The sequence below is a fragment of the Nocardia sp. NPDC102475 genome, assembly GCF_055584605.1.
Map to the genome: position 1 here is coordinate 1 of NZ_JBVJLS010000006.1, position 23877 is coordinate 23877.

Annotated in this window: 29 protein-coding genes and 5 pseudogenes; 17 read left to right on the plus strand and 17 right to left on the minus strand. The window is 64.2% G+C overall.

Annotated elements, in window-relative coordinates; all coding sequences use genetic code 11:
* Positions 1-65: 65 nt before the first annotated feature.
* Positions 66-374 (minus strand): P-loop NTPase fold protein, encoded by a 309-nt coding sequence (locus ACZ60G_RS12635; protein ID WP_465809897.1) that lies wholly within the window; start codon positions 372-374, stop codon positions 66-68.
* Between the two features lie 631 nt (positions 375-1005).
* Between ACZ60G_RS12635 and ACZ60G_RS12640 the strand changes: the two genes are divergently transcribed.
* A complete protein-coding gene (locus tag ACZ60G_RS12640) occupies positions 1006-1491 on the plus strand; it encodes a hypothetical protein (protein WP_465809899.1) in 486 nt (161 codons plus the stop codon).
* A 164-nt stretch (positions 1492-1655) separates the two neighbouring features.
* On the opposite strand, the gene ACZ60G_RS12645 is transcribed toward ACZ60G_RS12640, so the two are convergent.
* Both ACZ60G_RS12645 and ACZ60G_RS12650 read right to left on the minus strand, forming a co-directional pair.
* Positions 1656-2042: a hypothetical protein gene (locus ACZ60G_RS12645; protein WP_465809900.1), complete on the minus strand. Its 387-nt coding sequence runs from the start codon at positions 2040-2042 to the stop codon at positions 1656-1658.
* A gap of 214 nt (positions 2043-2256) precedes the next feature.
* On the minus strand, positions 2257-2547 hold the full coding sequence (locus ACZ60G_RS12650; protein ID WP_465809902.1) for a hypothetical protein: 291 nt from the start codon (positions 2545-2547) through the stop codon (positions 2257-2259).
* Positions 2548-2735: 188 nt separating this feature from the next.
* Between ACZ60G_RS12650 and ACZ60G_RS12655 the strand changes: the two genes are divergently transcribed.
* Entirely contained in the window at positions 2736-3677 is a 942-nt protein-coding gene (locus tag ACZ60G_RS12655; RefSeq protein ID WP_465809904.1) for a hypothetical protein, read from the plus strand.
* Positions 3678-3679: 2 nt separating this feature from the next.
* Positions 3680-4267 carry a DUF742 domain-containing protein gene (locus ACZ60G_RS12660; protein ID WP_465809906.1) on the plus strand — a complete coding sequence of 196 codons (588 nt, stop codon included), beginning with the start codon at positions 3680-3682 and terminating at the stop codon, positions 4265-4267.
* A gap of 770 nt (positions 4268-5037) precedes the next feature.
* Here the strand turns inward: ACZ60G_RS12660 and ACZ60G_RS12665 are convergent.
* The gene (locus ACZ60G_RS12665) at positions 5038-5469 is read right to left on the minus strand and encodes a nitroreductase/quinone reductase family protein (protein WP_465809908.1); all 432 of its coding nucleotides are present in this window, start codon (positions 5467-5469) and stop codon (positions 5038-5040) included.
* Positions 5470-5984: 515 nt separating this feature from the next.
* Positions 5985-6566: a TetR/AcrR family transcriptional regulator gene (locus tag ACZ60G_RS12670; RefSeq protein ID WP_465809909.1), complete on the minus strand. Its 582-nt coding sequence runs from the start codon at positions 6564-6566 to the stop codon at positions 5985-5987.
* Between the two features lie 105 nt (positions 6567-6671).
* Here ACZ60G_RS12670 and ACZ60G_RS12675 point away from each other — a divergent pair, with 105 nt between their 5' ends.
* The 6 genes from ACZ60G_RS12675 (at position 6672) to ACZ60G_RS12700 (ending at position 9117) form a co-directional block, all read left to right on the plus strand.
* The gene (locus ACZ60G_RS12675) at positions 6672-7400 is read left to right on the plus strand and encodes a CatB-related O-acetyltransferase (RefSeq protein WP_465809911.1); all 729 of its coding nucleotides are present in this window, start codon (positions 6672-6674) and stop codon (positions 7398-7400) included.
* Positions 7397-7525, plus strand: a complete 129-nt coding sequence (locus tag ACZ60G_RS12680) for a hypothetical protein (RefSeq protein ID WP_465809913.1) — start codon at positions 7397-7399, stop codon at positions 7523-7525. Before ACZ60G_RS12675 ends, ACZ60G_RS12680 begins: the two co-directional genes overlap by 4 nt.
* The gene (locus ACZ60G_RS12685; protein WP_465809915.1) at positions 7507-7650 is read left to right on the plus strand and encodes a hypothetical protein; all 144 of its coding nucleotides are present in this window, start codon (positions 7507-7509) and stop codon (positions 7648-7650) included. Before ACZ60G_RS12680 ends, ACZ60G_RS12685 begins: the two co-directional genes overlap by 19 nt.
* Positions 7635-8060, plus strand: coding sequence for a Vgb family protein (locus ACZ60G_RS12690; protein WP_465809917.1), 426 nt, complete (start codon positions 7635-7637; stop codon positions 8058-8060). The genes ACZ60G_RS12685 and ACZ60G_RS12690 overlap by 16 nt, the downstream gene beginning before the upstream one ends.
* Before the next feature lie 35 nt (positions 8061-8095).
* Positions 8096-8491 (plus strand): DUF3224 domain-containing protein, encoded by a 396-nt coding sequence (locus ACZ60G_RS12695; protein WP_465809919.1) that lies wholly within the window; start codon positions 8096-8098, stop codon positions 8489-8491.
* A gap of 473 nt (positions 8492-8964) precedes the next feature.
* On the plus strand, positions 8965-9117 hold the full coding sequence (locus ACZ60G_RS12700; protein ID WP_465809921.1) for a hypothetical protein: 153 nt from the start codon (positions 8965-8967) through the stop codon (positions 9115-9117).
* Here ACZ60G_RS12700 and ACZ60G_RS12705 read toward each other — a convergent pair.
* Positions 9114-9644 carry an NUDIX hydrolase gene (locus ACZ60G_RS12705; RefSeq protein WP_465809923.1) on the minus strand — a complete coding sequence of 177 codons (531 nt, stop codon included), beginning with the start codon at positions 9642-9644 and terminating at the stop codon, positions 9114-9116. The genes ACZ60G_RS12700 and ACZ60G_RS12705 overlap by 4 nt on opposite strands.
* Positions 9645-9742: 98 nt before the next feature.
* Here ACZ60G_RS12705 and ACZ60G_RS12710 point away from each other — a divergent pair.
* Positions 9743-10065: pseudogene (locus tag ACZ60G_RS12710) on the plus strand (transcriptional regulator); the annotation flags it as partial.
* A 206-nt stretch (positions 10066-10271) separates the two neighbouring features.
* Here ACZ60G_RS12710 and ACZ60G_RS12715 read toward each other — a convergent pair.
* The 4 genes and pseudogenes from ACZ60G_RS12715 to ACZ60G_RS12730 all read right to left on the minus strand — a co-directional run bounded on the left by ACZ60G_RS12715 (position 10272) and on the right by ACZ60G_RS12730 (position 13468).
* Positions 10272-11447 carry a DUF3558 family protein gene (locus ACZ60G_RS12715; protein WP_465809925.1) on the minus strand — a complete coding sequence of 392 codons (1176 nt, stop codon included), beginning with the start codon at positions 11445-11447 and terminating at the stop codon, positions 10272-10274.
* 92 nt (positions 11448-11539) lie between these two features.
* Positions 11540-11910: pseudogene (locus ACZ60G_RS12720) on the minus strand (hypothetical protein); the annotation flags it as partial.
* Positions 11911-12344: 434 nt separating this feature from the next.
* The gene (locus tag ACZ60G_RS12725; RefSeq protein ID WP_465809927.1) at positions 12345-13001 is read right to left on the minus strand and encodes an IS630 family transposase; all 657 of its coding nucleotides are present in this window, start codon (positions 12999-13001) and stop codon (positions 12345-12347) included.
* Positions 12896-13468, minus strand: a complete 573-nt coding sequence (locus ACZ60G_RS12730; RefSeq protein WP_465809929.1) for a helix-turn-helix domain-containing protein — start codon at positions 13466-13468, stop codon at positions 12896-12898. The genes ACZ60G_RS12725 and ACZ60G_RS12730 overlap by 106 nt, the downstream gene beginning before the upstream one ends.
* A gap of 111 nt (positions 13469-13579) precedes the next feature.
* Here ACZ60G_RS12730 and ACZ60G_RS12735 point away from each other — a divergent pair, with 111 nt between their 5' ends.
* A complete protein-coding gene (locus ACZ60G_RS12735; RefSeq protein WP_465809931.1) occupies positions 13580-14104 on the plus strand; it encodes a CHAT domain-containing protein in 525 nt (174 codons plus the stop codon).
* 280 nt (positions 14105-14384) lie between these two features.
* Here ACZ60G_RS12735 and ACZ60G_RS12740 read toward each other — a convergent pair whose 3' ends face one another.
* From ACZ60G_RS12740 to ACZ60G_RS12760, 5 genes and pseudogenes are all read right to left on the minus strand, one after another.
* On the minus strand, positions 14385-14822 hold the full coding sequence (locus ACZ60G_RS12740; RefSeq protein ID WP_465809933.1) for a helix-turn-helix domain-containing protein: 438 nt from the start codon (positions 14820-14822) through the stop codon (positions 14385-14387).
* Between the two features lie 135 nt (positions 14823-14957).
* Entirely contained in the window at positions 14958-15254 is a 297-nt protein-coding gene (locus tag ACZ60G_RS12745; RefSeq protein ID WP_465809934.1) for a hypothetical protein, read from the minus strand.
* A gap of 264 nt (positions 15255-15518) precedes the next feature.
* Entirely contained in the window at positions 15519-15914 is a 396-nt protein-coding gene (locus ACZ60G_RS12750) for a DUF732 domain-containing protein (protein ID WP_465809935.1), read from the minus strand.
* A 733-nt stretch (positions 15915-16647) separates the two neighbouring features.
* Positions 16648-16977, minus strand: a pseudogene (locus ACZ60G_RS12755) (ATP-binding protein); the annotation flags it as partial.
* A gap of 94 nt (positions 16978-17071) precedes the next feature.
* Positions 17072-17269 carry a hypothetical protein gene (locus tag ACZ60G_RS12760; protein WP_465809937.1) on the minus strand — a complete coding sequence of 66 codons (198 nt, stop codon included), beginning with the start codon at positions 17267-17269 and terminating at the stop codon, positions 17072-17074.
* A gap of 48 nt (positions 17270-17317) precedes the next feature.
* Here ACZ60G_RS12760 and ACZ60G_RS12765 point away from each other — a divergent pair.
* The 6 genes and pseudogenes from ACZ60G_RS12765 to ACZ60G_RS12790 all read left to right on the plus strand — a co-directional run.
* Positions 17318-17844 (plus strand): annotated as a pseudogene (locus ACZ60G_RS12765) (TerD family protein); the annotation flags it as partial.
* Between the two features lie 180 nt (positions 17845-18024).
* Positions 18025-19269, plus strand: coding sequence for a COG4705 family protein (locus tag ACZ60G_RS12770; protein WP_465810541.1), 1245 nt, complete (start codon positions 18025-18027; stop codon positions 19267-19269).
* A 167-nt stretch (positions 19270-19436) separates the two neighbouring features.
* Entirely contained in the window at positions 19437-20384 is a 948-nt protein-coding gene (locus ACZ60G_RS12775) for an undecaprenyl-diphosphate phosphatase (protein ID WP_465809939.1), read from the plus strand.
* Between the two features lie 80 nt (positions 20385-20464).
* Complete coding sequence (locus ACZ60G_RS12780) at positions 20465-20986, plus strand: DUF2231 domain-containing protein (protein ID WP_465809941.1); 522 nt, start codon at positions 20465-20467, stop codon at positions 20984-20986.
* 303 nt (positions 20987-21289) lie between these two features.
* Positions 21290-21727 (plus strand): annotated as a pseudogene (locus ACZ60G_RS12785) (ferritin-like domain-containing protein); the annotation flags it as partial.
* 633 nt (positions 21728-22360) lie between these two features.
* Complete coding sequence (locus ACZ60G_RS12790) at positions 22361-23302, plus strand: MspA family porin (RefSeq protein WP_465809942.1); 942 nt, start codon at positions 22361-22363, stop codon at positions 23300-23302.
* A gap of 53 nt (positions 23303-23355) precedes the next feature.
* Here ACZ60G_RS12790 and ACZ60G_RS12795 read toward each other — a convergent pair whose 3' ends face one another.
* Both ACZ60G_RS12795 and ACZ60G_RS12800 read right to left on the minus strand, forming a co-directional pair.
* Positions 23356-23559 (minus strand): hypothetical protein, encoded by a 204-nt coding sequence (locus ACZ60G_RS12795; protein ID WP_465809944.1) that lies wholly within the window; start codon positions 23557-23559, stop codon positions 23356-23358.
* Positions 23514-23759 carry a hypothetical protein gene (locus ACZ60G_RS12800; protein WP_465809946.1) on the minus strand — a complete coding sequence of 82 codons (246 nt, stop codon included), beginning with the start codon at positions 23757-23759 and terminating at the stop codon, positions 23514-23516. Before ACZ60G_RS12800 ends, ACZ60G_RS12795 begins: the two co-directional genes overlap by 46 nt.
* Positions 23760-23877: the final 118 nt, after the last annotated feature.

Below are 23877 nucleotides of genomic sequence, written 5' to 3' on the forward strand. Positions count from 1 at the left end.
CGCGGCGGATGTCTGAAAGCCACACCCGACACCCCTGGGCACCAGGACCCTACGACTGGCCCGAGTCACCCGAGAAAGAAGGTAGGGATGTCTGATGCGGCCCACGGGGTGAAATGCGCAACCGACCATCCACGAGCCGAAATCCCGGTCTCGGACGGGATATCTCGCAGCGCTTCGGTGATCATGTTCAGCATCGAGGTCTTGCCGCTTCCCCAGGGGCCTGCGAGACCGAACACCGCGCTCGGTCCGGTGCCTGCTCGCGCGATACGTTGCGCGATCCGGACCGCGAACACAGCCCGCGACAAGTGATCCTCGCTCATGGTTTCGATCGCCGCGTCGTTGCCGTTGTCAGGCCCTCTTCGCTCGTTGCTCATAGGCCGAAGATCGTACTGATCCAGGTCGAGTGGACGGCGCATGGTTGCCCGCGCGGCAGGCGCGGTCCGGCAACTTTGCCATTCGTCGGCAGGATAAAGAGTCGATCATTCGAGAATTGAACGAACACTGAAGGATTCGTGCGGCAGTCAGCGCTCGCGATGCGTCGGCCACTGTTGAGGCAGCTACCTGTCGGTCAGGAATCGATAATCTATTTCAGGCCAACGTATCTCGCAGTGCCGGTGTTCGTGCCGATGACGGTGATGGTCCGTCTACCGAGTCTCGGATCGCTCACGGACTCAGCATCGATGTCGATACGCCGCTCGTTCAAGACGTTCGTCCGCGTGACCCTCGTGAATCAATACGATTGTCGCGCAGCAGATTTCGTTGTCAACAGCACGTCAATCCTGGATTGACGTGCCGCCGACAATCCTGGTGCGCGAGCTATCCGCGCAATTACAGCACATCAATTCACTGTCTTACTCTCCACGACCGGCGTCCCAGACGATCTGCTGGAACTGATACGGCGACAACGGTTGTCGTACAGCTATGCCGGTTGCGGGTGTGCGTGGCCAGAAGCACACGCCCGGGTTCACCGGCTGAGAGAACATCAACATCACGGGAGGAATGCTCATGGATAACCATATCGACCGGCGGCCTGAGGGAGCGTCAGTACGGTTTCGTCCCGGCGACCGGGTGCGTGTCACGGCACCGGACCTGTACGGGACGGTTGTAGAGCTTGAGGCCGAACAGGTCGTCGTTAACATGGATAACGATTCGTTCGACCTCGGTTACCGGCCCGAGGAGCTTGAGATCAGCGAGTCCGCCCCTGGGGAGTTCACCGCCACGGTGACCGAGAACATGCGCGCGGCCATCGCCGCCGATGGGCGCCCGGTCCCGGAGATCGCCGCCGCAGCCGGGGTATCGGTGGACGGACTCACGTCTGTGCTAGCGGGCCGAACCGCGCCGTTCGTCCACGACGTGATCCTGCTGGCGATCACGCTCGGTGTCGCCGCGTCGGACTGGTTCCGCCGCGCTGAGGCGATCGTCGTCACGCACGACGAGATTGCGGACTACATGAAGTCGCTGCCTACCGATCCAGCCGGACTTCGTGATTGATGATTCTCCTGGTAAGAGCGCTGATAGTGGCCACCGGACGCGATGCAGTAGACGAACGTCCACCCATAGCTGGGCGAATGTCCCGAGTTGACGCTTGGGTGTGCGCGTTGGTCTCCGACGCGGTATCGGAGACCACCGGCCACAGATCGGTTGAAATCAGCCGGTCAAGCCGTGGTTTCAACCCGCCGAATGCCTACCGGCTTGATCCGAATATCTGGTCCATCGACCGTCGGAGTGTTCGGGTTGTGGAGCGTTAGGCTTGAATAGGGAAGGCGCAGGTCATCGGCCTGCACCTTCCCTATTGTGTGGCATTGCCCGAACACATTGCGGTGGTTGAGTGAGTGCTGTTCGTAGCCGGGCTGTCCGGGGGCTTCATGGCCCGGCGCTCCGGGCAGGTGGGAGGCAAACGCTCGCTCGTAGTCGCCGATTACAGCGCGTCGGAAGGGACGCAAGGAAGATCGGCCGGGCACGTCGCTAGTCCAGCCGAACGACGCAATCGTTCCGCTGATATTTGCCATGTCGACGGCACGCGGATCAGGTTCCGTCGACATGCCGGTCGCGGTGGTACCGGTGGTTCTCCCGCCGAGCCGATGCGAGGCGGCACGAACGACAAGTATTCGTCTGAACCGGTTCCGGTGGGCCGGGCCGCGTGGCGCTGCTGCGGCACGGCCGACTACGGGTGCCACGGTCTGCCACCCCGTTGTAGCAGTGCTTGGACTCTGGACCGAACGATCGGTTGCTGTCGTATCCCTCGAATGTCGACCGTCACGTAATTGTGCACGCTGTTGGTGTCGGCGAGGGCTTCCCAGGATCAAGCTTCTCCGCCAAGGTCTTGCGGGCCCGCAACAGTGTTCGTTTGCTTGGGCGGAATACGACGGTGCCGATCGCCATGATGACCCCGATCGCGATCGAGGCGACTCCGTATGAGGTTCGGTTTCCATGGGCGAGGATGAAGCCGAAGGCCAACGCGGTAAGTCCCAGGTACAGCGCGACCTGCGGCCAACTCGGGACAGCCGACCGCGCGTCCGATTGGGGAGTGATGATTGTGTCCGTCATGAGCAGTCCTTTCTGGATTGGGCTCATCGCGGACGTTCTACGCCAGCCGCCTCGCAAAGATCCCCGTTGCTGTCGTGAGCGAGAAATTTGTTGCGTGCGGGGATTGACGGGCCGATCGGCGCATATCACCTGAACGTGAGCAACGCACACATCCTGGACCGCAAACAGGCCGCTCGGAGGCCGCCTCGATGACCAACTCGGATCCGCGGCCCCGACCGACGCTGCGGCGAATCACTCCGATCCGTAGCTACCTTCCCCCGACTCCGATACATAGGGAAAGCACCGACTCGTCGTCCGGAACCGGCTACACGGTACCGCCGAAGCCAGGCTCCGAAGCCGAGGCGACCGACGCGCTGGAAGCTTATGAAGTGCGGGTACCTGACCCGGCAGACGCGCTACCGGACGGTGCTGACGTGCGTGAAGGCACGGTCTTGACCATGCGGCCCGCGGCCACCGATGTCGTGATCTATGAGTTGCTGCGTGAGGCTGGTTTCACCGGCGACATGTGGCAGGACTTCGCCGAAGGCTTGGCGGGCCGGGCCTTGCCGATCATCCGAGCCTGGATCGGCAACGGGGCCATCTTTTACCACACCGCCATGCTCGGAATACTTGTGCGCCCCAGCATTCAGCAGTTGCTGCTGCTCAAGGACCCCGGGTTGCGTGAAGAACTGGCCCGAATGACTGTGGCTACGGCGTTGAGCCGGCTTCAGGGCGGATGGCTGAAGGGCCAGGGATGGCGACCCAACCAGGGCACCCTAATGGCCACCTGGTTCATAGACGGCTGCAAGTACGCCTTCGTAAGCGAATTCAAGGAGTTCTGCCAGGATCATCGTTCTGCGCCAGGCACCGTGAGCCTCGACGACCCTGCTGTCGCGGAGGTGGTGCAGATGGCCGTCGCTGATGACCAGGCCAGCGAGAAGCGTCGCGACGAGCAGGCGGTGACGGAAGCACTTTCTCTCCTGGGCCTGGATTCGACCAGTCACGCGATCGTGCGCGGCAAGATCGCCGCCGAATCCGATAAGGAGATCGCTGTTCGGGTTGGGCTCACCCCGAAAGCGGTCGGGCAGCGCTGGTCCCGATTGATGGACGCGCACCCGCTACTCGATGTCTTGCGGCGAGGAAGGAGGTAGGTATGGACACCGACGAGACCCGCCGCGCCCTGATGCGGAAACTACTGGCCACCAGCAGCTTCGGTGAACTCGCCAATGAGACCACCGCCGCCCACACTTGCCCCGACCCGGTCGCTGACACACTTGCGCGCGCGCGCCGCGCCCTGGTGCGGGAGCTACTTGCCACCAGCAGCTTCAACGAGGCCACCGCCGCGCACACCCACCCCGAAACGGTACTACGGCACCCTGCAACGACTAAGGGGGTCTTCCGGTCCGATCCGGACTTGGTCCGTGCGTACGTCCGTACCGGCGGGCGTGCCAGTAGCACCCGGGAGCTGGATCTGGTCACCCTGGTCGTGGCCGCGGCGGAACTCACAGCGGCCGCCACGCCCGACGCCCGCCGTGTCACGTCCTTGTGCAGCAAAGAGGTCTCGATGTCGATCGCCGAGATCGCGGCCCTGCTGAACATGCCGCCCTCAGTGGCGAAGATCGTCGTGTCCGACCTGCTCGACAGCGGGCATCTGTCCATCCCGAAACCAGCTGAGGGGGTGCCAGTGGTCGCTCTGTCCGAAGAGGTACACAACGAAGCCCGCCACACTTTTGGAGCCTGACCACGTCATCGTCCGCACCGACGGGCACGTACTGGCCGCCGACGGCCTGGTCGTGGCCGCCGACGGCATCGACTCACCCGCCCGCATGAACCTGCCACCAGAGTCGCGAACACCACCCCACACGAAGAACGAAACACGACCGAACCCACAGCCGCACAACACGATCCGCACTCCCTACCGGATGGTCGAACCACCCCGAGTGTAGGACTCCAGCTCACTGCCCGCTCCGGCGCTCTTTCCAGTAACCACGAACCTGACTGCCTCGTTCACGTCATGTCGCAAGGCCGCAAATGCCGCTGCGACACGGCCCGGCCCGCTCTTCCGCATCGACGACAGTCGATGAGACCGAGCCGCGCGCGTTACTCGGCTGCCCAAGCAATATGCCGCGTACCGAGCGAACAACCCAGCTGACGCTTGGGGATCCGCGCGGTGGTCTCCGAAGCACCAGCGGAGCGGCACGCCGACAAATCGGCGGATTTCAGCAGGTCACGCCCTGGCTTCTACCTGCCGAACGCCTACCGGCGTGATCCGAATCTCTGGGCCATCGACCGTCAGTATGTTCGGGTTGTGGAGCGTTAGGCCCACTCACTGAAGAAGCCGCAGGTCGTCGACCTGCGGCTTCTTTGTTGTGTGGCATTGCACGAACACACCGCGGCGGTCGAGCGTTGGGTGCGGCCGAATTCTGTGCGGCTGTTCTGCCAATGCGAGGGTGTCGCCCGCCGCGTCGGCTTCGCGGGCGGGGCCCTGCGGTTGGTCTGCGTCGGATCTGTTCAGTCCCTTGGGGTCAGCAGGACCAGCGGAATTTCGCGAGTGGTGCGCCGCTGATAGGCGGCGTAGCCGTCATATCTCGCGGTCACTTTCGGCCATAGCTCGGCCCGTTCCTCCACGGTCGCGATCCGGGCGGTCATGCGTTGACGGGGGCTGCTGCGGAACGACACGTCGACCTCGGGCCGGTCTCGCAGATTCAGATACCACGCCGGATGGACCGGATCACCACCGCGGGACGCCACGACGACGATCGTGTCGCCGTCGATCAGCGGGGCGGTGAGCATCACCGTGTGCGGTCGTCCCGACTTCCGTCCGACCGTGGTCAGTTCCAGCGACGGCATACCACTGAAGGAGTTGCCCAACTTCCCGCCGCTGGCCCGGAGCAGGCTGCGGTGCGCGATGTTCATTACCTTCAGGGCCAGGTTGGGTGGCAAGAGGTCTCCTATGTCGAGGGTCGGCCGGTCGGCGAGTATGAATCGAGTACGTGCAGGCGGTGGCCGAACACAAGGTTCAAGGCAACCAGGCTGGTCGAGTCGCAGTATTGGATAAAAGCGACTGCCGGGACTCGGACGCTTCATCCCCGGTCGGGCGGAGCGAAGCATAGTCTATCGGCGAACACACTCCAATACCGCTGAACGAGCGGGCTACCCGCTGAGATCAACTGCGGCGCAGAACATCCGGAAGAGCCGCGTGCCGAGCGACAAACCAGCCGACGCTTGGGGAGCGCACGGTGGTCTCCGGCGTGCCAGCAGAGCGGCACGCCGACGAATTGGCGGATCACGCCATGGTTTTTGCCTGCCGAACGCCTACCGGCCGGCCTCAAAGAACGGCGCGGCGGCGGATGCGGCCGACGAGGCTGCTGCACGATCGGGTGGGCGCGGGCTAGATCGATGTAGTGGTGTCCGGTGCGGGTCGCGGGACGGAGGCAGGCGCTGAGTCGTTGCCCGCCTCAGCGCCTCGGCCTCATTCCGGCAAAAAGGGCTTCGAGCACGCGGTCGACGTGGTCGTGCGTCACCGGTTGTTGGGTGATCAGAAGCCGGAAGTACAGGGGGCCCGACAGGATCGCCATGGCCAGGTCCAGATCGAAGTCGGGTGCCAGCTGCCCTTGGTCACGGGCGGCCTTCAGCCGTGAGACGGTCTTGTCCGCCTGGGGGGTGATGAATCGGTCATTGAGTGCGGCGGCGACTGCGGGGTCGTGCTGGGCCTCACCTATCAGGGCTCGGTACAGCGGGCCCAACGGTGGCCGGCTCAGCAGATCGACGGCAGCGTGGATCTGTTCACGCAGGTCAGCAACGATATCGCCGGTGTCGGGGTAGTCGAGCACGGGCTCGTTTACCGACAGCACCGCGTCGAGGAACAGGGCGCCCTTGGACGGCCAGCGACGGTAGATCGTGTGCTTGCCGACGCCGGCGCGGGCTGCGACTGCCTCGATGCTGAGCTTGACGTAACCGATCTCCTGGGCCATGTCCAGCGTGGTCCGCATGATGGTCTCGGTCCGGTCGGCGGCTCCGGTGTTCCGGTTAGCAGTCATACCGTCACATTAGTAGAACGGCACGTGCCGTTTTGACAGAAGTCGCACCGTCCCACCAAACTGACCGCGCCATCCCTTTCGGCACGACACGTGCCGTTCCTGCCGATGGCGACCATGCACGCGCGCGGCCTGGACCGTTTCCGGTATCACGACCCGCAACCCGCGAAGGAGCCGACGTTGTCACCTGATCCGACCACCGTTCACCCACTGCCTGCGCACGACCGCGTGGTGTTCCTGAAACCGCTGATCACCTCATCGAAGATCATCGTGGGCGAGTACACCTACTACGACGACCCGGACGGCGCGACGAGCTTCGAGGACCGCAACGTGCTCTACGCCTACGGGCCGGAGCGTTTGACCATCGGCAGGTATTGCGCAATCGCCTCGGGAACCAGGTTCCTGATGGCCGGCGCCGCGCATCCGACGATGGGAGTGTCCACATTCCCGTTCACCATGTTCGGCGGCCGGTGGGCCGAGCAGACCCTGGACATCGTCACCGCCATGCCCAGCCGCGGTGACACGGTCGTCGGCAACGACGTCTGGTTCGGCTACCAGGCGATCGTCATGCCCGGTGTGCGGATCGGCGACGGCGCCATCATCGCGGCCGGCGCGATGGTCACCACCGACGTCCCGCCCTACACGATCGTCGGCGGCAACCCGGCCGAACCGATCCGGCGACGCTTCCACGAGGCCGACATCGAACGGCTCCGCCGCGCCGCCTGGTGGGACTGGCCCGCCGATCTGGTCACCGAACACGCCCGCACCATCATGGCGGGAACCCCCGCTGACATCGCATGCATCGCCGCCGATCATGGACTGGAGCAGACCGCATGACGCAAGTATCGATCGAGGAGTACGCGGTGGCCGACGGCGGCCCGTACGCGATCACTAAAGGCCCGGACGGCGCGCTGTGGTTCACCATGGTCCGCAGTGCCGGCTGGTGCCGGGCGGGGAACTGAGCTATCACCAGCTCGAGCCGGGCTGCGGGCCGACGATCATCGTGCCCGGGCCGGACGATGCGCTCTGGTTCACCGAGTACCGGTCCCACCGGATCGGCCGGATCACCACATGTGGTTCACCATGAACCAGGCCAACGCGATCGGGCGGATCGGCACCGACGGCACGGTCACCGTCCACCCGCTACCCACCCCGGCAGCCGCGCCGGTCGGGATCACCACAGGTCCCGACGGCGCCATCTGGTTCGCCGCAATCGCCGCCGGCCAGACCGGACGGATCACATCGGACGGCGCGATCACCGAGTTTCCGCTGCCCGACAGCGCCGGCCGACCGCACGCCATCACCCCCGGCGGCGACGGCGCCCTGTGGTTCACCGAATGGGCCGGCAACCGCATCGGCTCGATCACCCTGGACGGCGTCATCGACATCCACGATCTACCCACCCCCGGCGCGGAGCCACACGGCATCACGCTCGGCCCCGACGGCGCACTGTGGACAGCACTGGAAACCGGCGCACTCGCCCGCATCGCCGCCTGACCATCCCACCCGCCAGCACCACGGAGGAGAAACACATGACCGATCAGCAGATAAGCCGCACGATAGACGCGTCTTTCGAGATCATCGAATGGGACGAGATCGCCTACGAGGAACCGGACGAGGGGCCCAAGCTGACCAGAGTCAGGATCCGTAAGCGCTACCACGGCGCGATCGAAGGCTCGGGCGTGGTCGAGGTACTCACAGCCCAGGGAGATGCCGGGGCCGGTTATGTGGCCTCCGAGCGGATCGAGGGCACGCTCGACGGGCGTGCGGGCACCTTCGTCATCCAGCACGGCGGTCTGGCCGAAGGAGCCCAGCAGAGCAGCTTCGGGTCCATTGTCCCGAGTTCCGGCACGGGCGGGCTCGCGGGGATCTCGGGCCACGCGAAAGAAGCCCAGCAGGAGGTCCTCACGCTGGTCTACACGCTGTAAGAGACAACGTGTCATTTCCCACAGCCTGACGGCCGGCCGCGCTCAGCGTATGGCCATGCGTGGAGTCATGGAGTCGGAGAAGCTCGACCGGCCGGCCGGCAATACGAGGGGCGGCATGATGCCGGGAGCTACACGGACCGCATCCTGTGTCCGTCTGCCTACGACCGCAAACGCAACGGGCATCGATGCGCGGTGGCGTGGTCCAAGAATGCTCTTCGCGCGATTCCGGCCGCCTCGCGCGTCTGCGTGAGCTGGACGTGCCGCAGCCGGGTACCTCCGACTACGTCGATGATGACGGGGCAGCGACTTGATGGCTATGTGATATTCGGTGCCGACACTGTGTGTCCGAGCTCGAAAGGTGCTGACGCGGGCCAGGTGAGCCTGTGATGGAGATGTGGCCAAGATGCTGGAACCGACGGACAAGTTAGACGCCGAGTATCCGGTGAACGGACCAGAGACAAGCGTGTTCGACTGTGCCACTGCGGGATTGGCGGCATCGTGAGAATGCGCGTGCATCCAGCCACGCCGACGAACTCATCCTCGCCCACCACGCCACCGAAATCGACGACCGCGTCCGCTCCGTCGAACTCACCGCCGCGGCCATGCTCGAGCCGGCGAGGCACTAGCCTCTCACCGGAGCAGGTATCTGGCCGACGCGGTGGTCGTGCGTTTGCAGCTCTGGGTCAGGCCAGCCGTACACCCCGAAATGCTCACCGCGCTGGAGTAATTCGACTCCGGCGCGGGTGCTGAGGATGGTGTCGCCCGGCAGGTCCTCCAGGGGGAACCAGTCCAGCTCCGAGCAGAGGTCGGGTTCCCGGTTGTAGGGTTGGCCGGTCCAGCTGTCCGCGCTGAAGATGAACAGCACCCGGTACTGCCCCTTCGGTGCCTGGATGTGTATCGACGAGGTCATCCGAACCTCGTTGTGCCGGAGATGAACGCCGATCTCCTCCCTGGCTTCCCGGAGCACCGCCGAGACGACGTCCTCGCCTTCTTCGAGCTTGCCCCCAGGTGCGTTCCACTTCGAGTCCGCGAAACCGGTATTGCGTCGCCGAGCCAACAGCACGGCTCCGTCACGAATCAACAGGATCTGAACGCCGACAATGGTCCGGTAGGTCATCCGCTGCCTTCCGTATCCATGGTGGGAAGTCTGCATGTTGGGAATCCGTGGTCGGCCCGCGCCGGTGGCCCGAATTTGCCGCAAGGTTACCCCGACTTGTCGGCAATCGAGGCTCGGAATTCGAGGAATGTTCGATGGACCGAGCAGGCAAGGACTTTGCGGGACGGTTGAACAAGCTGTTCGAAACCGTGTATCCGCCGGGGGTAAGCCGCACACCAACGCCGAGGTCGCGGCAGCGCTGACAGCCGCGGGCATCCGATGTCGAAACCGTATATCCGGCAACTGCGTTCGGGAGACCTAACCGAACCCTTCCCGGAGACGGTGGCCGCGCCCGGCAAAGTTCTTCAAGGTCGAGCCGGACTACTTCTTCAACGACGAATACGCCGCCGAGATCGACCGCAAACTGGCGGTGCTGTCCCAGTTGCCGGGCTATACGCTGCGACGGCTGTCGAGTAGGTAGGTCGCAGCGCCGGCGCCATGTTCTCGCAGCGGTGCGATGGTGGCCACGATGACGATCCACCGACAACTCAGGCTCAGGATGACCTATAACTACGAAAACGAGTGGTGGTGCACGCGGATGCGCCGCACCTAGGAGAAGTAAGTTCGGGCGGACCTGCTGAGCTGCTTGCCGGCCGTAGGGCGAGCACGATGGGGCCCGGTCGCTCAGGTGGTCGGCGGTAAGGATCCTGCTACGGCGGTCGTCACCCGGATCAGCTCGTCGCACAGCTCGGTTTGGGATCGGTCCTCGGTCAACGAGGCCTCGAAGGTGAGCGTTTGGCCGCCGGCATCAGGAAGATTCGCTTCCAGGGGTACCTCGAAAGCCAAGACGCACCAGTTGTCGGAATTGTCCCAGTGCACCTGGACCGCGTGGCGATCGCCGATGGTCACTGGCTTCGGGCGCACGTAGGTGGAGCTCTCATAGACCGACCATTCGAACGGTGCATCCTGGTAGACCACCCGGAGTCGATACCATCCGCCGCGCCACATGCACATCGCACTGCCGGTCTGCTTGTCGCCGCGGAATTGCGATTTCACGTCGAGCCCTGCAACCGTCAGGCTTTCCTCCGGGATCTCGCAGGGATCCCACAGCCCATCGGAAGCCTTCGTAGTCGTGGGCGTGCTGGTGCTGCTGGTCAACGAAGGCTGAGTAAGCATTGTTGTCGGTAGTGCTGACGGAGCTTGTTGAGCAACAGCTTTCGCGATCGCTTCGGTACCGGTGCGCAAATCTGCTCGCAGTTCCAGAGAGTCGACGACAGGGAATGTCTCGGGGACTCCGGACCAGTCCTTGCCCCACGTCTCGACTGTCACGATCAGGTTGTCAATGCTGAATTTCACGCTGACCCGTGGCGGATCGCCCTTATTCTCCTTGACCCAGGTGATCGCGTTCTCGCCTATACCAGCGATGGGTGTAGGCCGCGGGCTGTCGGGGAGAGTCGATCCGGGGACATAATCCACGAGGTTTTTGGGGGTCTCGTCCGCCCTGATGGGATACAGGGACAGAAAGTACGAGATCGAAACGTTTCGCCACATCGGCGTCCGGTAAGGCTTGATGGGTTCACGCAGAACTGAGCCACCGAACTTCATCGCACAGGTCAGATGCTGACTCGTGTCCCCGACTCTGCGCTCGGCGTCCTGGAATTCGGGACTGGAGCTGTACGCCTCGCCCGCGAACGCCTTGGTTGCCTGCTCGGCAGGTTTCAACGCGTCGGAGCAGCGAGCGGGAAGCTCCGAGAATCCCGCTTTGTACTGTCGCACGGTGCCCCGCGAACAGCCGGCCACCCCGGCAACCAGGAGAAGGGCGAGCAACACAGGCACCGTGCGGCGGTGACGAATATCCATGAGCGAAGGCCCTCCCCGAAACTCGGCCGCCCCCTGTGCGACGCGATGTTTGAGTGTGTCCGGAGGGCGGGAACCTGTCAAACCGGTCGCGGTGCCCACTGGAGGTGGTTGTGGGCGATCGCCGCGCACAGCACCCACGCGGAGTTCGCGCCGAACCGTTCCGAGGGCATGTGCGTGAGTGGTCCGTCGATGAGGTCGGCGAACATGGTCTCGATCACGGCAAGGCGGCGGTGGGTGATGTCGGCTTCGGCGGTGGGCTCGGCCGAGTCGGTGAAGCGCAGGCGGTCGCGATCGCCTGCGCGACCATGCGTCCGGCGCCTTTCCCGGAACCGGTCTTGCCCGCGCGCAGTCGCATCCCGGCGATCACCGGTGCCGATTGCTCGGTGCTGATGGTTGTCGCTAACGGCGAAAGCCCTTTGCGCAGAATCTGTTTGCCCGCGGTTTTGTCATACGGCCAATGGGCTGACCCTGCGCCTCACCTGCTCGCACCTTGGGCCCACTCCGTAGGGATTCAAGTCGATGGAATGCGCTAAAGATGTTGCAGCACAACATCTTTCGCGTCAACTGGTGTCCGAAGGGGTATCGACCAGTACGCCAACCTTCTGCTACACCGAAAACTGCTGGTCATCGGCAAATAGCGGTGGCGTGACGGTTCTGGTTCGGTTGCTGCAGGTTCGTGCCCCTGGCGGGAATGCCGACAGATTGGAATTGTGACGACCTGCGGTTTCTTCGTGGTCAGCTGACCATAGAAGCTGCCTTCACGTTGTGATCGCCCCATGGGAGGATCCACGGCGAAGCGATCGCAGTCGTCGGTCTATTCCCCTGGGATGGTTCCAGGCGGCAGCACGCCCAATCCGTCAGGCGGGCAGCCTCTTCCTTCTTCTAGTGCTGCGTTCCTCAAAGGTGATAGATAAAACGACGGCGTAGGGTCCTTGGTTTCGGGGCGGGTCGACCCCATACCCATGGTCGTGCGCGGGCGTTGAGGGCGGCGGTGGCTTGGCGGGTGGCTTGGTCGATCTCTGTGTGGTCTGCGAAGGTCTGACCTGCGAAAGCTTCTCGCCGAAAGATCCGCCACCACGGCTCTTGCAGGTTGAGCCAGCACGCCCCGACCGGGATGAAGGCATGTTTGATCCGAGGGTGATCCTCGAGCCATTCTCGGGTGGATTTGCTGTTGTGACTGGAGAGGTTGTCGGTGATCACATAGATGTCACCGACTGGGTTTGCCTCTTCGATCAGCTCGAGGAAACTCTGATAATTCACACTGTTGCGTGAGCCGGCGGTGAGCGTGACCGCTTGGCCGTCGCGGACGCGGATCGATCCGTAGACCCAGATCTTGTCCGGACCTCGCGAGTATTCCAGGGGCGCCTTGACACGGTGCCCATCGACCGACCACCCCGGCGCGGGTCCGAAAGTACGGGGCGAGACCGGGCCCAGCTCGTCGGCGCAGACTACCGTGGCCCCGGCCGGTGGCTGCGTGTAGAGACCGACGATGTGGGTTCTTTTGGGACGAAGTACGGGTCCTTGCTCGTCGTCCACGACCGCGGCCGACGCCACCTGATCCCTTCTGCCACAAGTATTCTGCGCACCTGACTACGAGCCACGACAATGCCCTCGGCGCGCACGGCCGCGGTCAGCGAATCCAGCGTCCAGCTCGACGGTGCCCCCTTTTGTTCGGCTTCCAGAGCGCCGTCGGATCCCCGCGTCAACCGCCCCGGTGGCGTCGTGGCAACCAAAGCCACGATACGACTGCGCTCCGTCTCGGTCAGGCGAGGTCTACGCCCCGACCCCTGCCGATCGCCCAGCCCCTCCAGGCCGTGAGTGTTGAACCGGTGCAAGCGTTCACGCACCGTCTGCGGATGACAACCCAACTCACCCGCGATCACCGCGGTGGACTTCCCGTCCCAGCTCGCCGTGATCATCCGCGCCCGACGAATCCAATCACCCGGAGCATGCCGAGCACCAGCGAGCCTACGAATCTTCCGCTCCTCCAACACATCCCGCGCAGGTCGCGCGACCAGCACCTTCGGCAGAACTCACCCCATGACACCCGAATCAACAAGACCGACAACAAGATACATGATCATTGAGGAACGCAGCACTAGCACGACAGTTGTATTTCGTTGTGCTGCAGGATGGTTGATTCTGCGGTTCATACACTTTCGGCTTCCGAGTTGCCGACCACGGCGACCGTGCTGCGGCTGCTGGCCGAAAGCCCCATCGCGCACTTCGCCCGCCACGGCGTCAGCGATACCGATGATCCGTCGCGCAGCGAACTGCTGTTGCACGACCACGAAACAACGCCGCTGACCGTTGCCGGCCTCCAGCCGATCCATCTCGACCACGCCCGGCTCGCGTATCTGTCGGCCTGCCAAACCGCCACCACAAGTGCCGCTCTGCCCGACGAAGCGATTCACCTGACCTCGGCATTTCAAATGGCCGGCTACCCCCATGTCATCGGCACTCTCTGGTCGATCAACGACTACGTCGCCGTCGATGTCGCCACCCGGTTCTACGACGCACTCGGCAACACGCCCAGTGATCGCGTCGACAACGTCGGACGAGCCGCCCGCGCGCTACACCAGGCTATCCATAGCATGCGCGACAAGTTTCCGACAACACCATCCCTGTGGGCCGCCTACATCCACGTGGGAACGTAAACCTCAGTTTTCGAAACCACAACTGGGGGACTGCGCCACACCATATTCAGCAGTTTCCACCCTTCCCTCCGGCTCGCCAGCCCGGCACCGATCACGTTCGGCTTTCGCTTTCGCCCGCAGGTCGCAGTCGGCACGATAAAGAGACTCGCTGATGTTCGACAAAATCCGAAGCTGGTCGACTCCGCTCGTCGTGCTGGGCACGGCGCGTGAAGAAGCCGGATCGATTACCCGGAGTCGGCCCAGTGCTGTTAGTCGGATGGAGAGCACAGCCATGCGTCCGCTACCGAGGTCTTCCGTGGGTGTCTCTGGTGGGTATTCTCCCTTGGCGGAGCGCGGCCAGGATGGTGGTGTGGGCTACGCCGAGGTGTTGTCCAACGCGGGTGAGTGACCAGCCGAGCTGGTAGAGGTGGATGGCGGTCTGGACCTGGTCGGGGGACAGGCCGCGGCGTCGCATCGGCACATCGTGCCGGTGGAGGATGTTGCTGACCGTGCGTCGTTCGATGCGGAATCGGGCGGCGAGTTCATACACGCTGGATCCGGTCTGGTAGCGAGTGATCAGTTCCGCGACATGGTCGGCGTCGAGTTGCCGTGCCCGCCGCCGAGCGGGCCGTTCCGCAGGCGGCTGGGTGGTTGTCGCAATGTCGGGAAGCTTGTGGACCAGGGTTTCCAGAGCTTCTACCTGCGTTTTCGTGTTGTAGTAAGGTCCCCCAAGGTCCACTGAAATCCCAGGTCAGGATCGGTATTGCACCGGTCCTGACCTGTTTCATTTGGCCCAGCCCCACGGAAACCCCACGGTTTGGGTTTCATATTTGTTCGGCCCGGTACGGGCATCGGCCGATGTAGGTTCTGCTGCCTATTCGTGGGACTGGGGCGGGGTGGCGAGAGCGCTCAGGACGCCCTCGTACCATGCGTGTACGGCCAGCCAGATGTACGGGGGATGTCCGTCTGCGTCCTCCAGGTCCTTGGCTTTGTGGACGAGGTATTCGAGCATCGGGTTGTCGCGGTCTGGGAACGGGTACGGGTACGGGAAGGTGTAGTCCGGCTCGGTGATGCTGTCGGCTCTGTAGTCTCGGTATCCGTTGGCGATGATCCGGATCGACTGCCGGGTGACGTAGTCGGTTGGGATCCTCGCCGGTCGGTCTGGCTGCATAGGAAGTGGCCCCGGGGTCAATGAGTTGTGGTGTCGATTGCTCGGGCTAGTCTGACATGCCAATGGGTGGGGGTGAGTGCAAGCCGAGATGTCGGGGCAAGCCCCGACAACATGCTGTACCGCAACGACGGCAGCGTGGACGTGCTGGACTGGGCCTGGCCATGCAGCGGCGCCGTGTGGATCGACCTCGCCTCGGAACTATCTCGCAAATCCACGTCCCCGCGCGAGGGTGGAACAACTACCTGCTTGCTGGAGAAGTGACGCCTAGGGGGCCATATCGGCGAGGCCCGCGCCGAATTCGGCGGCTGGCGGGCACAGGTACTTGATACTGGCTCCGGCAACGACTTCCATCGTGTGGAAGTCGTCGGCACGGGTGTTGGGCAGTGCTGCGCTGCTGAGATCGCCACGTGCGCTGTAGATCTGGTTGCAGATCCGGTGTCCTTTGATCACGAGATCGGCATCGGAGATACCATCTCGGTCCACACCCGACACTTCGATGGAGCGCAGGAATCCGGGGACATCCTCGCTCTGTTCATCGATCTGACCCTGGACCCACGGATCCGGACGGGGCGCGGCATTCGCTGGCGCGGCACCGCCGAGGAGCGCAGCACCGATCCCGAGAACCGTCAGCATCGACGAGACCAGCAAGCGTGCCGACATCGGAACCCCCTGATGTGCGTTGCCTTTGAGCCGGTCGATAAGAGTACGCGCTATCACCTGTCGGTCAGACGATATGGGCACATCCGAAACACGAGATGTGTCGATGGCGCGAATCGCCGAGGAGGTCGGGATCACCGCAGGTGCGCTGTATCGACTTCCCGAATATTGCTGGCCTTCGGGGAAGTCCTGCCGTGTTTCTGGAGGCAGCGGGCAGGAAGTCGAGAAGGGGCGACGTCGGGCGTGATCATGCTGATGAATTTGGTTGTGGCGGTGATGATTTCATAGAGAGTCACAGGTCGCGGGGTATTCCGATGGCGCGTGGATCGCCTGCCGATGCTGTGACCGCTCGAATTGTATTCCTCCAGATGATCCTGCGGGGCACCCGGCCGTGGTGAGCGCAGCGACCTGGCGGTCGAGCAGCTAGCCCTGGGGCGAGACCCGCCCGTAGCCGACAAAGGCGCCACCGCCGCCGATCGGATCGAGCGCCTCACCGTCGAGGGCAAGCGGTTCTGCGAGGTCGAGAGCGCGGGTCGGGTTGTCGATGCCCCGGACTGTACGAGAAAGGTCTGACAGGACGTGTTGAACACCAACCGTTTTCGACACGCTTGTTGAACACCGCATCGGCGCGGTCGTCCTGGCGAATCGGTGCAACCAGACCGATGTTCAACAAACGATTCCATCGACGTACCAAGCTCGGGGTGTTGGCTCGAAAGAACTGCGCGCCAGTGTGATTGCGGGCAATCCATTCGCATTTGGCGAGGGTGTGGATCATGGCGGCGTCGATGTGCGGGTTGGCGTTGAAGCCGAAGGCCCGCAGCGACTTCTCGCGCGGGAATCCCGCGCCGCGGATACGGCGCTCGGAACGGCGACGCGCACGGTCGTCGCATTCGGCCATCAGCAACTCGGCCAGGAATCCGTGGTAGGTCATCTGCTCGCGGGATGCCAGATCGGCCATCTCGTCGAACTGAGCGCGGATGGTGGGCAGCCGCAACATCCTGCAAGCGGTGTCGACCGCAGCGTCGGCGGCTTGCTCGGTCAGTCCGCGGCGGCGGGGTGCGTCCATCGGGTCATCCTCTCGATCGTGGTGCCAGGCGCAGCAATTCGTCATAGGGCTGCACTGACGGCAGTGGTCGCGTGTCGGGCGGTAGTTGTGCGAGTCAGCACGCGGTCAGCGAGGCGACCGGCGACGCCGGGTCGGCATCGGAGATCGCAGCGTTGACGTCGGGTGCGGTATCGAACTCGGCGGCCTTGCACGCCTCCAGCGCGTCCGCGTCCGCGGTCAACGCCCCGGCCTGAAGGGCGGTGGCGAGTCCGGCAACAACGTGGTCGTGGCGCAGATGCCGGTGCAGCAACATAGGACACACCGGTCATGCCCTGCTCATCCAGCAACCGACGATAGATGCGCCCTGACTCGCATCACGATGGGGCTGGGCTGGGATCCAGTGAAGAAGAAGCGCGGTCTATTCGCAAGCCGCACATTCGAGGTCGACCTCGACGCGTGGGTTGCGATGTTCGCCGACGCACATTTGGTCGATGTCGCCTACTACGGGCAACTCACCTCCAAAGACGGCTCCATCCGCCACCAAGGCGACAACCTCACCGGAGAAGGCGAAGGCGACGACGAAATCATCCTCGTCGACCTTACCCGGGTCCCGGCGCACATCACGACGCAGCTGTTTATCGTCAGCTCCGATCAGGGACACACCTTCGAACAAGTCAGCAATGCTTTCTGCCGCCTGATCGACGCCACCACCGACACCGAGTTGGCCCGCTACACCTTGGCCGGTGGCATGCCGTTCACCGCTATCACCATGGCCAAGGTGTACCGCGTGGGTACCGACTGGAAACTCAGGCTCTCGGCGAAGGATTCCAAGCCAGACACCCCGGCGAAGCCGTGCCCCAACTCGGACGGTTCATCACCGCACACTGAACGATCCGCGGCAATCTACACACCGGCCGATCGTTATTCGGTCGCGATGCCGCCCCGATATTCCTTGCCGGTCGCGATGGCTGCTCTATTCCCGCGTGCCTGGAACGGTTCGACCTGCCTGTCAGCGCTTCTCAGCGTAGTCACAGCGGGTGATCTGTAGGGTCGCACGCCGTGACGGAGATGACGACATCCGAGGTTGGCAATACACGGCGGATGCTGAGCAAGGTGCCCGAAGTCACGGTGTGGTTCTGGGTCATCAAGATTCTGTGCACGACCGTGGGCGAAACGTTCGCTGACTGGATCAACAATTCGCTGGGCGTCGGCTTGAACGTGACGGCGCTGTTGTTCACTGTGGTGCTTGCCGCGGTGCTGGTCTGGCAGTTGCGCCTGGATCGCTATGTCCCGTTGGTGTACTGGCTGACCGTCGTCGTGCTCAGTGTGACCGGCACCCTGTACACCGACATCCTCACCGACAACCTCGCCGTTCCACTTGTGCTGAGCACCAGCGTGTTCGCCGCGGTCCTGGCGGTCGTGTTCTGCATCTGGTTCGCGCGGGAGCGGACGCTGTCGATCCATAGCATCGTCACGCGGCCACGCGAGTTGTTCTACTGGCTCGCCGTGCTGGTCACCTTCGCCCTGGGGACCGCGGCCGGGGACTGGACTCTGGCTGCGACCGGGTGGGGACCGGGTACCTCGGTGCTGCTGCCGGCCGGTCTGATCGTCGCCGTCGTCCTTGGCTGGCGGCTGGGCGCGAACGCGGTGCTGTCGTTCTGGCTCGCCTATATCCTGACCCGGCCGTTGGGGGCGAACCTGGGCGACTGGTTCGCCTCACCGAGCGCCGATCACGGTCTCGGTGTGGGTACCGCGGTGACCAGCGTCGTCTTCCTCGCTGCGATCCTCGCGACCGTCGTCTACCTCACCCGCACACGCAGCGACGTCATCGACGATCAGCAACCGCCGGAGACTCCCGAGACCGCCACCAGCCCGGCCCGCGAGCGCATCATGCTCGGCTACTACGCGGTTGTCGCGGTGCTGGCCGGGTTGCTGCTGGTCTGGGCGTCGGCCCAGCCGCACACCGCCGCCGCGAGCGAGGAGGACGCCGGGTCCGGGCCCATCACCGCGACCATGGCGCCAGGGCAGGTGACGGCCCATTTCCCGGCGAATGAGATCACCAAGTTCCGTACCATCGCACAGGAAACACTGGCGAAGGTGCAAGCCGGTCGGCAAAGCGAGGCGAGGGCCCGGATCAAGGACCTCGAAACGGCGTGGGACCAAGACCAGGACACCTTGCAGCCCTTGGACAAATCTGCATGGGGCGTCCTCGACAGCCAGATCGACAGTGCGTTGAAAGCGCTGCGTGCGAGCACACCGGACACGGCAACCGAGACCCGGACTCTCACAACGTTGCTCGCGACACTCGGGTGACCCGGCCCCACATCTACACCCTCGCTCCGGTGTACCGAACACTGCGCAGATCCCGCACCGACGTGTGAGGACGGTGCTGGGTTCAGATGCCGGAGCGCCAGTGCTCGCTACCTTCGAAACCTTGCCGATCGAGCAGCGAGCAGCCCCCGACCTTGACAGGAAAGCGTATGGCCATCACCTATCTGGAATCCGTTGTCGTCGGGGCGTTGCAGGGGGTGAGTGAGCCGTTCCCGGTCTCGAGCCTCGGGCACAGCATTCTGATGCCGGCCTGGGTCGGCGGGCAGTGGGCCAAGGATCTCGACATGTCCGCCAAGGACTCGCCGTACTTAGCGTTGCTGGTCGCTATGCACGTCGCTACCGCGCTGGCGCTGGTGATCTTCTTCTGGCGGGACTGGGTTCGCATCATCGGCGGGCTGTGGGAGGTGGTGCGCACGCGGCAGATCCGTACACCCGAAGCCAGATTGGGCGTGCTGCTGGTGCTGGCCACCATTCCTGTCGGCCTGGCCGGGCTGGTACTGGAGAAGGCGGTCCGCAACTACCTCGGCACACCCATACCGACCTCGGTGTTCCTGGCGCTCAACGGTTTAGTGCTGCTCTCGGCCGAACTGCTGCGTAATCGCGTGGAGAGCGAGCAGGTGCTGACCCCGACGGGACGCCCAGCGGACCTTTCCATGCAGGACACGGTCGTGCTGCCAATCATCGATCCCGACGGCGCCTCCGATGCGCAGCTGTCGCGGCTCAGCGTCAAGGATGCACTGATCATCGGATCCGCCCAGATCGCAGCGCTTTTCCCGGGTATCAGCCGCTCCGGCGCCACGATCGTCGCGGGTCTGTTCAAGGGCATGCGCCATGAGGACGCCGCGCGCTTCGCCTTCCTGCTGGCCACCCCGGTCATCCTCGCCGCTGGCGTGCTCAAGACACCGGAACTGTTCAAGCCGGAAAACCACGCCATCCTGGGCCCTGCGCTGGCGGGCTCGGTGGTGGCGGGCGTGCTGTCCTATATCTCGGTCAAGTTCCTCACCGCATACTTCGAGACCAAAACCCTGACGCCGTTCGCCGTCTACTGCCTGGTCGCGGGTATCGGCAGCGCGGCGTTCTTGACCCTGCGAGGCTGATCCCCTGCCACGGCCACCCATCCCAATGCCGATCGACTCATACGCCGCAGCCGATTCACTACCGAGGAATTTGAATCATCATGGGACTCAACACGATCAACGGGCTACCCGCCCACCCCTTACTCGTGCACGCCGTCATAGTGCTGGTGCCCCTCAGCGCACTGCTACTCGTTGTGACTGTCCTCTGGCCCGCCGCCCGGCGGCGCCTCGGTGGCATCACCCCGCTGGTAGCCTTCGTCGCCCTGGTAGCAGTGCCATTGACCACGAATTCCGGCGAGTGGCTGGAACACAACATCGCGCGCGGCCCATTGGTGCAGGCCCATGCACATCTCGGTGATCAACTTTTGATCTGGTCGATCGGCGTGTTCCTACTGTCCACCGCGTGGTGGATCATCCACAGCAAGGCGGCCCGCAACGTATTGACCTCCCGCGTCCGGCGCATCGACGCATTCTTCACCAACAGGACCGTCGCCATTGCCGTCGCAGTCCTCGCAATCGTGGTCGCGACCGGATCCTCGATCCAGGTCTATCGCATCGGCGACAGCGGTGCAAAAGCGGTGTGGCACAACCAAGCCGGCTCGAATGCGCCCGCGGACAATTAGCCTCGCGCCGCCGCGATAATGCCGCGACCTCCCGTGCCGTGCACGCCGAGGTGCGCCGAACGCGGAGCATTCAGCTTGTTGCGGGTCACGCGATGACCCCCTCATGTCCGGGGTTCAGCACTCATTGGCCGACCTACGAGCTGGTACACCATCTTGCTGGACTCAACCAGATCGGCCTGCGGCTGACACAACACGAACGACGTCAGTTCACGGCAGAGCTGCCGGTGCAGTACAGGCAGCGCGCGTCTTCGGCCAGGATGGGTGGTCAGCCAGCCCACGGTCGCGGGGTGCGCGGTGATTTGAATCCCGGTCACCTGGTCCGCCCGCGGACTGGACCGGGTTCTGGACACCGTCCGCGCCACCCCACCCGCACTCAGCGAGCTGCTCGCACAGGGCGCACGCGCAGGCGATGTCGCCGTCAAACCCCTCACCGCCTCCCGCGACGCCGCCCTCGAGACCGCCGAGCAGGTCACCCGCCGCGAAGGCGCCGACACCGCCGCCGACGCGTTGCGTTCGATTCGCACTGCCACCGGTGTCGTCGAACCCTGCGAGTTGCCCATCGACGATTACGACGAGCTGAACGTCAGCCAAGCCGTCGCCGCACTCAAAGAACTCACCGAACCCACCGACCTCCGAGCGATCGTCGCCTACGAGGAAGCGAACAAGAACCGGCACGGAGTCGTCTCAGCCGCCCAGACCCGGCTCGCGGCGATCGCCCAAGAAGTCGCCGGTCTCACCTAAGGCCACGACCGCACTCATCGGCCGGGAAGCACAATAGCCACTCACCGCAAGCCGGACACGATCAGCGCTCAGCGCGCGTCGAGGTCATCGCGATACCGACACCGCACCCGAGGAATACCGCGATCGTTGCCGCGAAACGCATTATCGACCAACTATTCGCGGCGAACACGATGCTGGTGAACCTAATCCCAGCAAGTAGTCCACGTGCCGGTGCTCGGTGTGTGGCGGCGGATCTCGGTCGCGTGTCGCGCACCGGCCGGTCCTGATACGTCCGGCCGCACCAGCCCAAAGCATTGTGGTTGCTCCGACGGGAACGATCGCGCCTCCCGCGCCGCTACCCGTCGACGTAGCCGCGGACAGCGACCGCCGCTGCGGGCCGCGATCGACACCTACTTATCCGAGAACAACCCGGTGAGCTGCCCCGCCTGGACCCGATACCGCGCGGGGGCTGGCCGACAATTCGGCCGAGGTGATCGGCGTTGTCCGGTCGGCGGGCGGTGGCGGTCAACACGCTTGTCGCAGCGACGCGGCCCGGCACGGTGTCCCCGTTATGCTTGCCAGTCAACTGCTATTTGGGACCTGCTTCAGTGATATCGGGTTGGTGCACATCTGCTTCGAGAACAGGATCCAGGTATGCGACGTCCGCTCATCGCCGCCGCAGCGGGTGCGGCTGTGGCAACCTTGGTAGTCCCGGCCTTGTGGGCCAGCACTGCCGAACCCGGCTACGCTCAGGCTCCCGGCGCTGATGTACCCGGTTCGGGAATTCATGTGACGGCGTCGGTCGACAATATCGGGGTGAACCCGCCCGGTGACCGGACTCCGAACTACCTGATGACGTTCTCGCATGCCGCGCAAGTGTCCGGGTTTTTCTCGGTCACCGCGGAGGGCGACCCGATCACATCAGGTCAGGCCGTCGCGGGGTTCCTCCTCGGCTGCGGGATCAGTGTGGCCGGCGGCGTCACCGTCGGAATCGCGCCCAATCAAGGGCTCAGCGTCAACATTGCCCCGTCACTCAGCCAGCCGAGCGCTATAGCCAGCCCCGCAAGCGTCACACTCGGCGCCACGCCGAGCGCGACCAGCATTCCCACCGTCGCAGCCGGCCCGCCTGGGGTCACAACCAGTCCTGCGAGCGTCGTACCCGGCGCCACGCCGAGCGCGACCAGCATTCCCACCGTCATAGCGAGCCCGCCTGGGGTCACAACCACTCCTGCGAGCGTCGCACTCGGCGTCACGCCTAACGTCACAGCCATTCCACCTAGCGTCACGGTTAGTCCGTCGAGTGCAATGATCAGCCCGCCCAGTTTCAGCCTCGGGCCCAGTTTCGGTGGTTTTCTGGGCCTGACGGAAGCCCTGACGGGGGACTTGGGGCCTGGCCAGGTGACCCCTGTGACCACGGCGACGGCCAACCTGGACGACAGGACTGCTTTCCCGTTCTACATCACGTTCGACAACGCCGCGGTGAACGTCTCCCAATGCGCCTCCCCGGTGGCGGCCGTCCCGTTCGTCACCATCTCGGTGTCCGGCGCCCACGGATTGGCGCAGACCACCGCCTACGGCACCCAGTTCACCTTCTGAAACAGGTTGGGCAGCATTGCATTCCCGGTCGATCTCGCGGTAGATCAGGCCACCTAACGCCGCTGCCGGGTCAGATACCGGGTGCGCAGCACCGTCCGCGCGATCGCCTCCACCTCCTCGGGCAACCGCTCACCGCCCCGGCCCTCGGACGACCGTCGCGGCAACAGATCCGACGCCGCACCCTCCTGGGCCCGCCACCGCTTGTGCACGTTCAGCCGCGACGGGGTCGATCCCGCAGTTGCGGATCGTCCTCCCATCGCAGCTTCGGTGGCGCGGTCTGGTCGCGTTCGCCGGGCACTGGCACTGTGGTCTGGCTGTGTACTGTCGCGGCATCGAGCGCGCTGTCGACCTCCCATGCCGCGGCTTGCTCGTCTTCGGCGAACGCCCGCATGACCGCCAATAGGAATGGCACACCGAGGATGTCTTCGAGTACCCACAGGATGCCGGCGCCGATCATCGGATCGGTCTCGCGGCTCGGACCCCGTACCCGTCGAGATTCGTGTAGTGCTCCGTGGCGATCGCCGGGGTGAGCCAGAGCATGCACGTGAAATCGCCGCCCTTGGCGAGACGGTGGC

Bases quoted from the DNA above. Each gene is read 5' to 3' on its own strand.
- ACZ60G_RS12635 (WP_465809897.1), bottom strand. From the start codon at position 374: ATGAGCAACGAGCGAAGAGGGCCTGACAACGGCAACGACGCGGCGATC.
- ACZ60G_RS12640 (WP_465809899.1), top strand. From the start codon at position 1,006: ATGGATAACCATATCGACCGGCGGCCTGAGGGAGCGTCAGTACGGTTT.
- ACZ60G_RS12645 (WP_465809900.1), bottom strand. From the start codon at position 2,042: ATGTCGACGGAACCTGATCCGCGTGCCGTCGACATGGCAAATATCAGC.
- ACZ60G_RS12650 (WP_465809902.1), bottom strand. From the start codon at position 2,547: ATGACGGACACAATCATCACTCCCCAATCGGACGCGCGGTCGGCTGTC.
- ACZ60G_RS12655 (WP_465809904.1), top strand. From the start codon at position 2,736: ATGACCAACTCGGATCCGCGGCCCCGACCGACGCTGCGGCGAATCACT.
- ACZ60G_RS12660 (WP_465809906.1), top strand. From the start codon at position 3,680: ATGGACACCGACGAGACCCGCCGCGCCCTGATGCGGAAACTACTGGCC.
- ACZ60G_RS12670 (WP_465809909.1), bottom strand. From the start codon at position 6,566: ATGACTGCTAACCGGAACACCGGAGCCGCCGACCGGACCGAGACCATC.
- ACZ60G_RS12675 (WP_465809911.1), top strand. From the start codon at position 6,672: ATGGCGACCATGCACGCGCGCGGCCTGGACCGTTTCCGGTATCACGAC.
- ACZ60G_RS12680 (WP_465809913.1), top strand. From the start codon at position 7,397: ATGACGCAAGTATCGATCGAGGAGTACGCGGTGGCCGACGGCGGCCCG.
- ACZ60G_RS12690 (WP_465809917.1), top strand. From the start codon at position 7,635: ATGTGGTTCACCATGAACCAGGCCAACGCGATCGGGCGGATCGGCACC.
- ACZ60G_RS12695 (WP_465809919.1), top strand. From the start codon at position 8,096: ATGACCGATCAGCAGATAAGCCGCACGATAGACGCGTCTTTCGAGATC.
- ACZ60G_RS12705 (WP_465809923.1), bottom strand. From the start codon at position 9,644: ATGCAGACTTCCCACCATGGATACGGAAGGCAGCGGATGACCTACCGG.
- ACZ60G_RS12715 (WP_465809925.1), bottom strand. From the start codon at position 11,447: ATGGATATTCGTCACCGCCGCACGGTGCCTGTGTTGCTCGCCCTTCTC.
- ACZ60G_RS12735 (WP_465809931.1), top strand. From the start codon at position 13,580: ATGGTTGATTCTGCGGTTCATACACTTTCGGCTTCCGAGTTGCCGACC.
- ACZ60G_RS12745 (WP_465809934.1), bottom strand. From the start codon at position 15,254: ATGCAGCCAGACCGACCGGCGAGGATCCCAACCGACTACGTCACCCGG.
- ACZ60G_RS12750 (WP_465809935.1), bottom strand. From the start codon at position 15,914: ATGTCGGCACGCTTGCTGGTCTCGTCGATGCTGACGGTTCTCGGGATC.
- ACZ60G_RS12760 (WP_465809937.1), bottom strand. From the start codon at position 17,269: ATGTTGCTGCACCGGCATCTGCGCCACGACCACGTTGTTGCCGGACTC.
- ACZ60G_RS12770 (WP_465810541.1), top strand. From the start codon at position 18,025: ATGACGACATCCGAGGTTGGCAATACACGGCGGATGCTGAGCAAGGTG.
- ACZ60G_RS12775 (WP_465809939.1), top strand. From the start codon at position 19,437: ATGGCCATCACCTATCTGGAATCCGTTGTCGTCGGGGCGTTGCAGGGG.
- ACZ60G_RS12780 (WP_465809941.1), top strand. From the start codon at position 20,465: ATGGGACTCAACACGATCAACGGGCTACCCGCCCACCCCTTACTCGTG.
- ACZ60G_RS12790 (WP_465809942.1), top strand. From the start codon at position 22,361: ATGCGACGTCCGCTCATCGCCGCCGCAGCGGGTGCGGCTGTGGCAACC.
- ACZ60G_RS12795 (WP_465809944.1), bottom strand. From the start codon at position 23,559: ATGGGAGGACGATCCGCAACTGCGGGATCGACCCCGTCGCGGCTGAAC.
- ACZ60G_RS12800 (WP_465809946.1), bottom strand. From the start codon at position 23,759: ATGATCGGCGCCGGCATCCTGTGGGTACTCGAAGACATCCTCGGTGTG.